This is a genomic window from Virgibacillus sediminis (genome assembly GCF_042643265.1).
GTDB classification, from domain to species: Bacteria; Bacillota; Bacilli; order Bacillales; family Amphibacillaceae; genus Virgibacillus_O; species Virgibacillus_O sediminis.
In genome coordinates, this window is sequence record NZ_JBHRRZ010000014.1 from 163,217 (window position 1) to 176,397 (window position 13,181).

The following is a 13,181-nucleotide window of genomic DNA, read 5'->3' on the forward strand; positions in this document are numbered from 1 at the left end:
CGTTTTTCTTCCTCCGTTCTAAAAATAAAGCTCGTCTATAATTCGAAGGTAATCGATCCTGGCCTGATACTGAAAGGGGATGAGATAACCTTCCTCATTAATAATTTCGTAAGGGATCGACTTTTTTCCGCCTGTCAATTGGCCATTCCAATATGGAAACAGCTTTTCCGCCGGAAAGAAAAATGTTTCTTCATGAACGGCGAAACGAATGATCAGGAAGCATACTCCCCCGTGTTTTACTACGGCTTCCATATGTCTGACTTGGTGATCATGAATGTTTGCCAACGGAAAAGAGGTTTTGTTCTTTGTTTCCTTTGCTTCAAAATCAACATATTTATTACGGTATAAGCCATTATAGTCTGTAGTGGATGACTGCTTGAAGTAGGCTTCTGTTATGACCGCAGCACTCCTTTTCGGATAATTGACATTTACAATTTGGACAGGTGTGGGCTTTTTATGAATGATTGCCTTGTCTGACTCCAAGTAAAATTGGTTGGTGGAATTTATATCATCCTCCAAGGTCATTCCCCTATTGCTGTATTTGTTAACCAGCTGCTGTCGGCGTGGATTGCTTCCACTTGCTGAAACTCTCCTGCTTCCATTCGGATATTTCACCACATTTCCCTCCTGCATCCCTAAAACATTTCTTCAGTACTTTCATGCATTTTTAGTGAATAAAAATGAAAATACTATATGTAATTATATTATAAAGTGCTCGATTAATATAGGGAAAAGCAAGATTTGCATATATTGTAAACAAGGCTACAGCAGTAAATATGGAGATTTTGTGAAGGAATAGCAACTAAGTGCTAGTACCAATATAGCAATACGCGGAAATAAGGCAGTCAAGTTCATCCTCGAAACTAGAGGATCAGAAGCGGTTGCACTGCTTACGAATAATTAATGCATCTAAAAAGGACCCACTTTGGCAGTGGATCCTCTGGAAGTCTGTTATACGGAGGGTCTGTTGGGACCATCCAATTTTTTATCGCCAGTTTTTAAGGATTGTGCTCGTTTGTTTTCAGGCTTTTTTTCTGGTCTTTTCTTATGGGTCATTTTCTCAACCTCCTTCATTTTTAGTGTGGCTGTTTTCTTTAAAAAAATAACGCAATGTTTTCCTTAAATATAACCTGGCTATGGGCCGTTTAATGCGGGAAAACTTGATTTTCCGGTTGTTTTGTTCATTTACTTCTAGTTTTGTCGAACGAGAAGGAGAGTGTGACAGCATTGGAGAATCCATGTAATAAACTAAAAGCGAGGGTGATAAAGATGGATTTGGCAGTTAACCCGACAGGCGCAGAGAACGAGAAGAAACACTTGAAAAAGTTAGAGGCTTCACTCCAATCCCTTACTGATCAAATCAGGCAGATCGATAAGCAGCTTACACTCCAAGTGGATACAGAAGTATGGATGAACTTCCGAAATCAGATAAATGAACTAACAACCACACAAACCTCGATAAAAGAAGTGTCATTTAACAACAAACATGGTAAAGTAGAAGGAGAGTAGATTAAAAAGAAGGCGACTTTATATGGAACTTGAGACACAGACAAGGCAATTAAAGCAACACCTGGACCGATTAAAAGCCAGGTTTGAAACAGAACAGCCTCCGGATAATAAAAAGGATAAAGATTTCTTCTTTAAGGTAAAGGAAGAGACCACTCCCATCTATAGTATCTTGGAGGAATGGGAAGAGAAGTCCCTTGATCTGGTGAAAAACAGAAAAGCAGATGTACATCCCCATCAGGTTACCTCTACACGGGAGAATATGGAGCTTCTTCTCCTCCATAGTTATTATATTGATGTTAGGCGAAAAAGGTATATGGAATTATATAAGTCCATCCACTATGTGTTTGATCAATTACTAAGAGAATTGGCTGATTAATACAACTAGGTAAAGCGGGGGTAAATAATGGACAGGGAACAATTGATGAAAGAAGCTGTAAATATTCGGGCAAAAGCATATGTGCCTTATTCTGAATTTCCGGTAGGAGCTGCCCTGCTGTCAAGGTCAGGAAAACTCTACACAGGCTGCAACATTGAAAACTCTGCCTATTCGGTAACATGCTGTGCAGAAAGGGTAGCAATATTCAAAGCAATATCCGAAGGGGAAACAGAATTCACAGAGATGGCAGTGGCTGCAGATACTAAGAGGCCGGTACCCCCATGTGGTGCTTGCAGACAGGTAATGAGTGAATTCTTCCCAAAAGATATGAAGATTCATTTGGCCAATATACATGGAGTATCCAGAACATTTGCGATGGAAGAACTGCTGCCATTTTCTTTTCAACCTGATGACCTAAATGATAGCGGAAGCTGAATGTTTTCAGTTTCCTTTTTTATGATATAATGATGAGAAACAACAATTTATACAAATACATGTTCCATTTACCATTTCAGAGGAAATATGAGGTGAATATCCGATGAGTCTAAATCGTGTACAGCTGAACGGAAAAGACATCCTGGAAAAGGAATTCAAAACGGCTATGAGAGGATACAACCAGGAAGAAGTCGATGAATTCTTAGATATGATCATCCAAGATTATGATGCTTTTAAACAGGAGATTGAACGGCTGCAACAAGAGAATGAGCGGCTGAAAAAAAATACCCAGGAGCATACCCGTACGAGATCTTCCCAACCTGCACAGCAGGTGAACTATGACGTACTTAAAAGACTGTCCAATCTTGAGAAGGCAGTCTTTGGCAAGAAATTTGCTGATGCCAACAATGCAAATGAATCAAGTTAGAGGAATGCCAATTTTTTCCGACTATTGTATAATGATGATTGATGTGCTACAATAAGTATCTGTTCAAAGTTAAATACTCAGGTAATCGCTGTATGTCAATACAGAGGAAAGTCCATGCTCACACAGACTGAGATGTCTGTAGTGTTCGTGCTTGACGAAATCATAAGTCAAGGTAACCTTAACAGGTTAACGGCAGGAGGAATTCCTAAGTCCTACTGGATATGGAAGACACTCCTTGAAAGTGCCACAGTGACGGAGCTGAAATGGAAACATTTCAGGTGGAACGAGGTAAACCCCGCGAGTGAGCAACCCAAAATTATGGTAGGGGCATCCTTTAGTAGGGAATTCAACCGAACGAGGGACAAATTATATTTGTAGATAGATGATTACCACCAAGGTACGAGGTTGACCACCGTTTGCAGTACATTGGCACAGAACATGGCTTATCGAGTATTTAACGGTCTCATATTACGGATACAAACCTTTCTTTTGGCTGAATCAGCCGAAAGAAAGGTTTTTTACTTTTTTGGGTTTTCATTTCCCTGCAGGGGTTATGATAAGCTAAAATGGATCTAAATTCAGAATGAAGGGGATTAGGATTATGCGACATGTAAGACTAATAGCAACTGCAGCCATGGGATTGGAGTCGGTTGTTGCCGAGGAAGTTAAACAATTAGGATACGAAGTGGAAGTAGAGAATGGCAGAGTTATCTTTGATGCCCCAGTTTCAGCTATCCCACGGTGTAATTTATGGCTTCGTAGTGCAGATCGGGTTAAGCTGCTTGTAGGGAGATTTACGGCAGAAACATTTGATGAGTTGTTTGAGTCAACAAAGGCTTTGCCATGGGAAGAGTATATTACGGAGGAAGGGCAGTTCCCTGTTAGTGGCAAATCCGTAAAGTCTAAATTATATAGTGTGCCTGATTGCCAATCAATCGTTAAAAAGGCTATTGCTGAACGCCTCAAGCTTAAATACGGGATGGCAACCAAGATGCCAGAGACAGGTGAGTTGTATAAAGTCGAAGTGGCTCTTCATAAAGATACTGCTTTACTCACACTGGATACTTCAGGTGCTGGTCTGCATAAAAGAGGCTATCGTGTAGGGCAGGGAGAAGCTCCATTAAAAGAGACCCTGGCTGCAGCCTTAGTTATGCTGACAAATTGGAGACCTGACTATCCGCTCATTGACCCGTTTTGCGGATCGGGCACTATTGCCATTGAAGCGGCACTTATCGGACAGAATATTGCCCCAGGATTCAACAGGGAGTTTGACTCAGAACAATGGAACTTTATCCGGCAAAAACATTGGGAAGATGCTTTTGAAGAAGTAGAGGATAAAGCTGATTATGATCAAAAACTCGATATTACCGGGTCGGATATAGATCATAGCATGATAAAAATTGCTAACGATAACGCAGTCGAGGCCGGTTTGGCGGATTTAATCACATGGAAACAAATGCAAGTGAGTGATCTGTTTATCCGAAGAGAAAATGGGTACATAATAGGTAACCCTCCATATGGGCAGAGGCTCGGTGATCAAGAGGAAGCAGCCACTCTGTATCAGCAGCTCGGTAATATTATGAAAGACCACCCAAGCTGGAGTGTCTATATCATGACAGCTCATGAACAATTTGAAAAGCACTATGGACAGAAAGCAACCAAGAAAAGGAAGTTGTTCAATGGGTTTATCAAAACAGATTATTATCAGTATTTTGGCAGAAAAGTTCATGTAGAATGAGTTTCTTTAGCTATTTTGCTGGAGGACCACACTTCCTACACTATAGGGAAATAGCAACTTGATGCCATGGAATAAGCTTTTATTTTTTGCGCAGGAAATCGGGGTATTTTATTACTGTTTTGAAAGATAATATTAATGGAGGAATGTTCCAAAAAGAAACATCTGGTCGGAAAGGCTTTTAGAAAAAGATTTAATAATGCCTGTCAATCTCAGTTTGTTTTGACATACCGTTTTACGGGAGAGTAGTACTGTCGCATAATATAAGGACATAGGACGTAATCATTTGGATGCTCTCCTACATAAATCTAATCAATTCTTAAAAATGGAAGATATATGTTAAGCGCTAATCCAGCCCGGTTTACCCGCTTAAAGAAGAATATAACCCCAAAACACACAGCAAAGGATGTCACTATGGCCTATCTCAGCTCCGTTGGTATAAGTGTTCCAGAACATAATCTCAGTCAGGAAGAGGTTAAAGAACTGGTAACTGACATTTTCTCAATTTCGGAAAGAAAGGTAAGAAGACTGTTGTCTGTATTCGACAATGCTTTGATTGAAAACCGCCAGTTTGTCAATAATCCAGATTGGTTCAGACAACACCATTCATTTAAAGACAGAAACGACCTCTACCAGCGATTGGCAATAAAACATATGGGAGATGCGGTGAGAGATTGTCTTTCGAATGAGAATTATCTGTTAGAGGATGTCCTACCTTCTGAAGTGGATATGATAATTTTTGTATCAAGTACAGGCATAGCCACCCCTTCTTTGGAGATTGAACTGTTCAATGAATTACCATTTCGAGAAGACATCAGCAGAATGCCATTATGGGGCCTCGGATGCGCAGGAGGAGCTACCGGTTTAGCCAGGGCCTTTGACTGGCTCCGTGCACACCCTGAGAAGAGTGCTCTAGTCGTTTGTCTGGAGTTATGCAGCCTCACCTTCCAAAAGCACGACCTTAAGAAGAGTAATATTGTGGGGACAGCACTGTTCGGTGATGGGATAGCTTCTGTACTGGCCATAGGAGAAAAATCACCTTTGCTTAAAAAGGTAAAAGGCAATGCACCAAGGATAATAAAAACTGATTCTAGAACAAAGAAGAATAGTCAGGGTGTAATGGGATGGGAGGTTACTAATACAGGGCTTGAGGTCATATTTGCTAAAAGTATTCCTTCATTGGTCCATTCTTTTTGGAAAGAACACGTGGATACCTTCCTTGAGACAACAGAGTTATCGGAAGAAAAGATCCATTCCTTCATAGCCCACCCTGGTGGAAAAAAGGTGCTTAAGGCAATGGAAGAGGTGCTGGGAACCCAGCACAGTAAACTCTCATCTTCTTATGAGATTTTACGTAAACATGGAAATATGTCCTCTGCCACAGTACTGTATGTATTGGGGGATATGCTGAAAAAGAAGGCAGAATCCGGCGAGAAAAGTATTTTATCTGCTTTAGGTCCAGGCTTTAGTTCTGAACTTTTATTATTGGAGTGGGGATAGCATGCCAATATACATGTGGTTGTTACTAATTTTTTTGGTTTTCCAGAGACTTGCCGAATTAGTAGTTGCCAGAAGAAATGAGAATTGGATGAAAAGCAGAGGGGGCAAAGAACGGGGGGCAGAGCACTATAAGTTATTTGTGATTGTCCATGCCATGTTTTTCGTGTCCATTCTAGTTGAGGTCATCGTGCGAGATGTATCCAATCTTGAATTGAGTTATACACTGTTTTTCTTTTTTTTGGTGACTCAAATACTTAGGATCTGGTGTATCCAGTCACTTGGGAGATTTTGGAATACGAAAATTATCGTTTCCCCGCGATTCACCCCCGTAACAAAAGGTATATATAAATATATCCAACACCCTAATTATGTGGTAGTAGGTATAGAATTATTTGTAATCCCTTTATTATTTGGAGCAATTTTTACAGCTATTTTGTTTCCCATACTGCATATCTTGTTATTGACCATACGAATTCCTGCCGAAGAAAAAGCTTTGAATGAGATGAACCCAGAGTAAAGGGCATGTTCTACCGGTCAAGGAAACAAAGTTATTTAGCGCAAGGGATGGTTAGCAACGTCTGTATGAATATTATTTTTGATAGGCCGGCTGCCGCTACTACAGAGCGTGCGGGTGAAGTTTTTTTCTTTTTAAAAAAGAGAGCGGCAATCCCTTGGGATTACCGCTTTGTTTTTTTGTTCATTTATTTTTTAGTTACATTTGCTGCTTGAGGACCACGTTCACCTTCAACGATTTCAAAAGAAACTTCTTGACCTTCTTCTAATGTTTTAAAACCTTCTTCCTGGATGGCAGAATAATGCACGAATACATCATTTCCTTCTTCCAGTTGAATGAATCCGTAGCCTTTCTCTGCATTGAACCATTTTACTACTCCATTTTCCATTTAAATAATCCTCCTAGAAACTTTCACGTAAAACGTGGTAATACAAAGCAGATTAACGGTACACCAAAAAACAGGCAGCTCTATAGAAATGCAGGACCATAATACACCTACTTCTATAGAAGCTGCCTGTTATTAATGAATCCGCACATCTTCTTTGCTTGCCACTAATATAGCTTATTTAATAAATGGAGTCAAGAAATAACACCTGTTTTTTATAATTTAAAAGTAAATATTCATACAAATCAGTAAAGGCCATTTCTTCATCCAGAGGATCCCAATATTGTATAATAAATACATATCAAAGTTAAAGAGGGATTAATATGGATGAGACTAAGATTCTTAAGGAATTAAGCAATTACATATTTCATTTATTTAGGGATGATCCAACAGGCCACGATTTTTTCCACATGAAGCGGGTAGCTGCCACTGCAAGAAAGATTGCCGAACATGAGGGGGCAGATCCTTTTATTGCAGAGGCGGCTGGCTGGATACATGATGCAGGAGACGATAAATTGTTCAAGGACCCTCAACAGGCATCAGAAAAAGCTTTTATTTTCCTTCATTCACTGGGTATCCCTAGTAAAACAATAGAGGACATTGAGAAGGCTTATAAGGACACCTCATATCGGAAAGGATTAATTCCTTCTTCACTAGAAGGAAAAATTGTTCAAGACGCGGATCGGATCGACGCAATTGGGGCAGTCGGCATTGCCAGAACATTTGCCTATGGCGGTGCCAATGGACAACTTATATACCATGAAGGAGAGAAGGCTAACTCCGTCCAGCATTTTTATGATAAACTGCTTCATTTGAAAGATACGCTCCATACAGAAACTGCCAAAAAAATTGCCTTTGAGAGGCATGAATTTTTGGAGAAGTTTTTGGAACAATTCCACTTGGAATGGCAGGGGGGAGAGTGACTCTTAATTATGCTATAATAATGAATGCACAAACATGGACAGTGGAGGAATAAATGATGAAATCAAGTGAACAGGCATATTTGGAATTATGCACCAAAATTTTGGAGACTGGCACAAAAAAAGAAGACCGGACAGGAACTGGCACTTATTCCATTTTCGGTCACCAAATGCGCTTTAATCTTCAGGAAGGATTCCCCCTTCTAACTACAAAGAAGGTGCCTTTCCGTCTAGTAGCTAGTGAACTCCTTTGGTTTATCAAAGGGGATACAAATATCCGATACCTGCTGGAAAACAATAATAATATTTGGAATGAGTGGGCGTTTGAAAAGTGGGTGGTGAGCGAAGATTACACGGGACCGGACATGACAAACTTCGGGCTTCGGAGTCAGCAGGATGCTGGGTTTAATCAACAGTATCAGGAACAAATGGAAATTTTCAAAGAAAAGATTCTTAACGATGATGAATTTGCAACTAAATACGGAGACCTAGGAGCAGTTTATGGCAAGCAGTGGAGGGACTGGAAAACTTCTTCCGGGCAGTCCATTGACCAGTTGAAACAAGTCATCGAAGCTATCCAAAAGAATCCTGATTCGCGTAGACATATTGTTTCCGCCTGGAATCCTGAAGACGTACCAAATATGGCGCTGCCACCATGCCATACACTTTTTCAATTTTATGTAGAAGAAGGCAGATTATCCTGCCAATTGTATCAGCGTAGCGGCGATGTTTTTTTGGGTGTCCCGTTTAATATTGCAAGTTATGCATTGCTGACTTCATTGATCGCACACGAATGCGGCCTGGAACCAGGGGAATTCATTCTTACTTTAGGAGATGCCCATATATATACCAATCATGTGGAACAGGTAAAGAAACAACTGGCAAGAAAGTTGCGTCCACTTCCCCAGCTATCCATTAATAAAAATAAAAAATCGATTTTTGATTTTGAGTTAATGGATTTTGACTTACAGGGGTATGATCCACACCCTTCCATTAAAGCACCGATTGCCGTATAAAACGTTTACGTTTTGGTTTTAAATAATGATATGAAAAGGGGGAAAAGAAAATGAAATCACTGCTCGTGGCTATGGACCGTAACCATGTAATTGGATTAAATGATGATTTGCCATGGTATTTGCCGAAAGATCTGCGCTTCTTTAAAGAAAAGACAACCGGACAAACAATCATTATGGGAAGGAAAACCTTTGAATCGATAGGGAAAGCCCTGCCCAATCGCCGAAATGTGGTGGTAAGCAGGAAGGCAGGAGATTTTCCCGATGGTGTAGAAATTATCAACGACTTGTCGGTAGTAAATGATTGGAACCGCCAATGGCCTAATAAGGAATACATTATCATCGGGGGCGGACACATTTTTGAGCAGGCCATCAAATTTGCCGATCGGATGTATATTACATGGATTGACGAAGAATTCGAGGGAGATACCTTTTTCCCTGAGTTTAATGAGAAGGAATGGCATCTTACCTCCAAGGTTAAAGGGGAGAAAAATGAGAAAAACCCCTATGATTATTATTTTATTCAGTATGATCGGCAATAATAGGAAGGACAGGGTTAGTTCTTGTTTATTCTTGGATAAACATGTTAAACTTTATCTGTAATAATACATTTTGTCAGGTTTACTGTAACTACTATATGTTCTATAATCCGATAAAGAAGGTGAACGTATGTTATCAAGTATTGGCATCCCGGGTCTTATTCTGATTTTAACCATAGCACTGGTTATTTTTGGTCCGAAAAAATTGCCGGAAATCGGCAAAGCGGCTGGTCAGACACTAAAGGAATTCAAGAATTCCACAAAGGATTTGACTAGCGATGTTACGGACGAATTTAACGAGACCAAAGAAATTATTCATGGGAAAGAGACTAAATAGAATTCTTGGAGAGTGAAGGATATGTTGAGCAGCATTGGTGTCCCTGGATTAATTCTGATTCTTATCGTGGCTTTAGTAATTTTTGGACCTTCCAAGTTGCCCGAGATCGGTAAAGCTTTTGGAGCATCATTAAAAGAATTTAAAAATGCAACGAAGGATATTGTATCTGACGACGACACAACGACGAAGAAGCAATAATCCTTTAAATAGATGGAAATTTTGGAGGTGTAAGGAAGAAACCTTGCATCTTCTTTTGTGTCCAAAGTTGGGAGTGTGATTAAATGGCAGAGGAGAAATTAGAAGCAAGTGAAAAGGAAATGAATTTTACGGGGCACTTGTCTGAGCTCCGAAATCGGCTGATCGTCACAGCTATCTTCTTTATCGCATTTTTTATTGCCGGATTTATTTATTCTAGAGATATTTATTGGTTTTTTGTCAGCGGGCTTGATTTTCAGCTTCATGTAATATCTCCAGGGGAAATCATATGGATATACTTTACAATGGCAGGACTGATTGCAGTCATTGCTACAGTCCCGCTTTTAGCCTATCAAATTTGGGCTTTTGTAAAACCAGGGCTTACACAGACGGAAAGACGCGCTTCCTTGGCATATATCCCGGCGCTTTTCCTGCTGTTCATTGGTGGTTTGGCCTTTGGCTATTTTATGTTTATCGAGATGATCCTGCCTTTCCTCTTGTCTTTAAATGAGGGAATGTTTAATGAAATGTTTACAGTGGACAGGTATTTTAAATTCCTGCTCCGAGTGACACTTCCTTTTGCTGTTTTGTTTGAAATTCCGCTAATTGCCATGTTTTTGACTTCTATTGGTATTCTTACGCCTGACTTTATGGCTAAGTCCCGAAAATATGGTTATTTCATATTAATAATTATTGGTACAATTGTGACACCTCCTGATTTCGTTTTACAATTAGTAGTTGCCGTGCCCCTGATTCTCTTATATGAAATCAGCATACATCTATCAAAGCTGGTTTACCGAAAGAAGCAGCGAAAGCATGATGAATTTATGGCAAACGATCATATTGATTAACAGGGAGGGGACACTATGCGATCGTTTTACCATTTTCTCCTGACTTACAGAGGGAAGAGAAGACCGGATGATTATAGCAGACTTGCTGATTGGGCATTTCAGGATCATACTTTTCCAAAATACACCAAGGATTATAATGAAATCAGTAATTATCTCGAATGGAACAGTCCATTTCCCGATGCTATAAGGGTATTTGATGAGCTGTGGGATGAATATATAAATAGATAAAGTGCGATGAACCCTGGGATAAGTCCTGGGGTTCATTTTAAATGGGATGAGAGAAAAGTTAAACAAACGTTTGATCAATAAACTGAATGATCTGTTAATTTAACCCTTGCTGGTGACTGAATTATTAGTAGACAATTTTTTCTGTTTTTCATCTATATAATGGGGGAGAATCGCTATGAAAGAAAGGATATTGTTGGTTTTTGCGGTTGCCCGGGAAATATCAAGGTGGAATACCGCCCCTTACTAAACGAATCTGCCTATACGCATTCATCCTTTAAGCATACAATAACGTAGTAATCGGAATTTTTCAGAAGGAGGGGAATGGTATGTTCTTTCCACCACCGCAACAGAAAAGTCATCCCGGCAGACATTATCCACCAAACGACTTTATGTTCCCGGGGCGACCCCCAGCAAGGGCTCATTCCAGAGCATTTCCTCGGAGTCAATTCCCTGCTGATAGAATTAATAAAGGGGTTGAAGGGCTTTCAAGAACGCTTGGTAATGTAGAACAGGTACTGAAGGTTGTTCAATCTGCAGCGCCTATTGTGCAAGAATATGGTCCTATGGTGAAAAACCTTCCAGCTATGTATAGGATGATGAAAGCCTTTAAGGAAGTAGAAGAGACCCCTGAAAAGCCAGCAGAGGATTCTACGAAGCCATTGAACCAGCATACTGAAGCTAAGGATTTTTCTTCAAAAGGAGATGATATCACGAAAACACCAGAGAAAAGGAAGAGGGGAGACTCCACCCCGAGACTATTTATATGAGCATGAGCCGCCGCACTTGATTTTTTAGTCCAGAAACGAAAGAATAGTAGTAAGTATGAAGTACTGGAGGTTATAAAATGTCAGCCAAAGAAGAGATTGCAACGTTTGCAGGCGGCTGTTTCTGGTGTATGGTCGAACCGTTTGATCAACGTCCTGGAATTATTCAAGTGGTATCAGGCTATACGGGAGGTACTGTTGAGAATCCGACATATGAACAGGTTTGTTCCAATACGACTGGTCATGTGGAAGCTGTACAAATTATGTTTGATCCTGATATCTTTCCTTATGAGAAGCTTGTCTCCACATTCTGGCAGCAGATCGATCCAACTGATCCTGGAGGTCAGTTCAATGACAGAGGGGAGTCCTATCAGACAGCAATTTTCTATCATAGTGAAGAGCAGAGAAAGATTGCTGAAGCTTCGAAACAGAAATTGGAGGAGAGCGGCAAGTTTTCCAAGCCAATCGTAACAGAAATCCTCCCGGCTCAGAATTTCTATCCGGCAGAAGAGGAACATCAAGATTACTATAAGAAGAATTCTTTTCATTATCGCTTATATAAAAAAGGATCGGGCAGAGAGGATTTCATTAAAGATACTTGGCAGCCAAAGGTAGATAAAGAAGAATTGAAGAAGAAACTGACTCCAGAGCAATATCATGTAACACAGGAAAACGGTACGGAAATGCCTTTCAGGAATGAGTACTGGAATACATTTGAGGACGGCATTTATGTGGACATCGTTTCCGGCCAAGTCTTGTTTTCCTCCAAAGACAAGTTTGATGCTTCTTGTGGCTGGCCAAGCTTCACCAAACCCGTAGACAATTATGAAATAAATGAAAATATGGACAGATCCCACGGGATGATACGAACAGAGATAAGAAGCAAATCTTCAGATTCTCATCTCGGCCATGTATTCGAAGATGGGCCAAAAGAAACTGGAGGACTCCGCTATTGTATGAATTCTGCAGCTATGCGCTTTATACCGAAGGAGAAAATGGCCGAAGAAGGCTATGAGGACTATCTATATTTGTTCAATGAATAGAGATTACCATAATAATATTATGTAAACTAAACGGTGAGAAAGAGGGAAAATAGTGATTCATTTAAACTGGGAAAATGCAGATACCATAAAAAAAATCGAATGCGTCCATGCCGATGCCAAAAAGTTTGTCGTGGATGACAAATTGACTCCAGGTAAGGTATACGATGTTAAAAATGAGACCGAGGAGTTCTATTTTATTATAGATAACAGTAACAGAATCGGAGGATTCCTGAAGGATTATTTCAGGGAAATAAAATAACAGGGTTAAAACCCTGTTATTTTACAGGCTGTCGAGAAAGTTCTCGACAGCCTTATTTTTTGTCCATTTTTCTAAAATTCATTTTCTTTACATGTTATTCTTAAGATAGAATTTCCAAAGGCGGTGATGAACTTGTTTCAATCCATGAAAG

General features: G+C 40.0%; 19 protein-coding genes and 1 other RNA gene. 18 read left to right on the forward strand and 2 right to left on the reverse strand.

Going from position 1 to position 13,181, the window contains the following annotated elements; all coding sequences use genetic code 11:
- Window positions 1-18 precede the first annotated feature (18 nt).
- Complete coding sequence (gene recU, locus ACFODW_RS08295) at window positions 19-615, reverse strand: Holliday junction resolvase RecU (protein ID WP_390305182.1); 597 nt, start codon at window positions 613-615, stop codon at window positions 19-21.
- 654 nt (window positions 616-1,269) lie between these two features.
- On the opposite strand from recU, the gene ACFODW_RS08300 reads away from it, so the two are divergent.
- From ACFODW_RS08300 to ACFODW_RS08335, 8 genes are all read left to right on the forward strand, one after another.
- The gene (locus ACFODW_RS08300) at window positions 1,270-1,509 is read left to right on the forward strand and encodes a hypothetical protein (RefSeq protein WP_390305184.1); all 240 of its coding nucleotides are present in this window, start codon (window positions 1,270-1,272) and stop codon (window positions 1,507-1,509) included.
- Window positions 1,510-1,531: 22 nt separating this feature from the next.
- Entirely contained in the window at window positions 1,532-1,885 is a 354-nt protein-coding gene (locus tag ACFODW_RS08305) for a DUF1798 family protein (RefSeq protein ID WP_390305187.1), read from the forward strand.
- Between the two features lie 27 nt (window positions 1,886-1,912).
- A complete protein-coding gene (locus tag ACFODW_RS08310) occupies window positions 1,913-2,320 on the forward strand; it encodes a cytidine deaminase (protein ID WP_390305189.1) in 408 nt (135 codons plus the stop codon).
- A 103-nt stretch (window positions 2,321-2,423) separates the two neighbouring features.
- Window positions 2,424-2,747 carry a cell division regulator GpsB gene (gene gpsB / locus ACFODW_RS08315; protein WP_390305191.1) on the forward strand — a complete coding sequence of 108 codons (324 nt, stop codon included), beginning with the start codon at window positions 2,424-2,426 and terminating at the stop codon, window positions 2,745-2,747.
- Window positions 2,748-2,820: 73 nt separating this feature from the next.
- An RNA gene (gene rnpB, locus ACFODW_RS08320) (RNase P RNA component class B) lies at window positions 2,821-3,198 on the forward strand.
- 150 nt (window positions 3,199-3,348) lie between these two features.
- Window positions 3,349-4,485 (forward strand): THUMP domain-containing class I SAM-dependent RNA methyltransferase, encoded by a 1,137-nt coding sequence (locus ACFODW_RS08325; RefSeq protein ID WP_390305193.1) that lies wholly within the window; start codon window positions 3,349-3,351, stop codon window positions 4,483-4,485.
- 411 nt (window positions 4,486-4,896) lie between these two features.
- Complete coding sequence (locus tag ACFODW_RS08330) at window positions 4,897-5,982, forward strand: type III polyketide synthase (RefSeq protein ID WP_390305196.1); 1,086 nt, start codon at window positions 4,897-4,899, stop codon at window positions 5,980-5,982.
- Window position 5,983: 1 nt separating this feature from the next.
- Window positions 5,984-6,499, forward strand: coding sequence for an isoprenylcysteine carboxyl methyltransferase family protein (locus tag ACFODW_RS08335; RefSeq protein ID WP_390305198.1), 516 nt, complete (start codon window positions 5,984-5,986; stop codon window positions 6,497-6,499).
- A gap of 184 nt (window positions 6,500-6,683) precedes the next feature.
- Here ACFODW_RS08335 and ACFODW_RS08340 read toward each other — a convergent pair whose 3' ends face one another.
- Complete coding sequence (locus tag ACFODW_RS08340) at window positions 6,684-6,884, reverse strand: cold-shock protein (RefSeq protein ID WP_375053123.1); 201 nt, start codon at window positions 6,882-6,884, stop codon at window positions 6,684-6,686.
- Between the two features lie 320 nt (window positions 6,885-7,204).
- Here ACFODW_RS08340 and ACFODW_RS08345 point away from each other — a divergent pair, with 320 nt between their 5' ends.
- The 10 genes from ACFODW_RS08345 (at window position 7,205) to ACFODW_RS08390 (ending at window position 13,030) form a co-directional block, all read left to right on the forward strand.
- Complete coding sequence (locus ACFODW_RS08345; protein WP_390305200.1) at window positions 7,205-7,804, forward strand: HD domain-containing protein; 600 nt, start codon at window positions 7,205-7,207, stop codon at window positions 7,802-7,804.
- A 56-nt stretch (window positions 7,805-7,860) separates the two neighbouring features.
- On the forward strand, window positions 7,861-8,817 hold the full coding sequence (locus tag ACFODW_RS08350; RefSeq protein ID WP_390305202.1) for a thymidylate synthase: 957 nt from the start codon (window positions 7,861-7,863) through the stop codon (window positions 8,815-8,817).
- A 50-nt stretch (window positions 8,818-8,867) separates the two neighbouring features.
- Entirely contained in the window at window positions 8,868-9,356 is a 489-nt protein-coding gene (locus tag ACFODW_RS08355) for a dihydrofolate reductase (RefSeq protein WP_390305203.1), read from the forward strand.
- Window positions 9,357-9,483: 127 nt separating this feature from the next.
- Window positions 9,484-9,690, forward strand: a complete 207-nt coding sequence (locus tag ACFODW_RS08360; protein ID WP_390305205.1) for a twin-arginine translocase TatA/TatE family subunit — start codon at window positions 9,484-9,486, stop codon at window positions 9,688-9,690.
- 21 nt (window positions 9,691-9,711) lie between these two features.
- Complete coding sequence (locus tag ACFODW_RS08365; RefSeq protein WP_390305207.1) at window positions 9,712-9,888, forward strand: twin-arginine translocase TatA/TatE family subunit; 177 nt, start codon at window positions 9,712-9,714, stop codon at window positions 9,886-9,888.
- An 83-nt stretch (window positions 9,889-9,971) separates the two neighbouring features.
- The gene (gene tatC, locus ACFODW_RS08370; protein WP_390305210.1) at window positions 9,972-10,736 is read left to right on the forward strand and encodes a twin-arginine translocase subunit TatC; all 765 of its coding nucleotides are present in this window, start codon (window positions 9,972-9,974) and stop codon (window positions 10,734-10,736) included.
- A gap of 15 nt (window positions 10,737-10,751) precedes the next feature.
- Entirely contained in the window at window positions 10,752-10,964 is a 213-nt protein-coding gene (locus ACFODW_RS08375; protein WP_390305212.1) for a YozE family protein, read from the forward strand.
- A 326-nt stretch (window positions 10,965-11,290) separates the two neighbouring features.
- Window positions 11,291-11,731 (forward strand): VrrA/YqfQ family protein, encoded by a 441-nt coding sequence (gene vrrA, locus ACFODW_RS08380; protein WP_390305214.1) that lies wholly within the window; start codon window positions 11,291-11,293, stop codon window positions 11,729-11,731.
- A 77-nt stretch (window positions 11,732-11,808) separates the two neighbouring features.
- The gene (gene msrA, locus ACFODW_RS08385) at window positions 11,809-12,771 is read left to right on the forward strand and encodes a peptide-methionine (S)-S-oxide reductase MsrA (protein WP_390305217.1); all 963 of its coding nucleotides are present in this window, start codon (window positions 11,809-11,811) and stop codon (window positions 12,769-12,771) included.
- A gap of 52 nt (window positions 12,772-12,823) precedes the next feature.
- Window positions 12,824-13,030, forward strand: coding sequence for a DUF6501 family protein (locus ACFODW_RS08390; protein ID WP_390305219.1), 207 nt, complete (start codon window positions 12,824-12,826; stop codon window positions 13,028-13,030).
- Window positions 13,031-13,181: the final 151 nt, after the last annotated feature.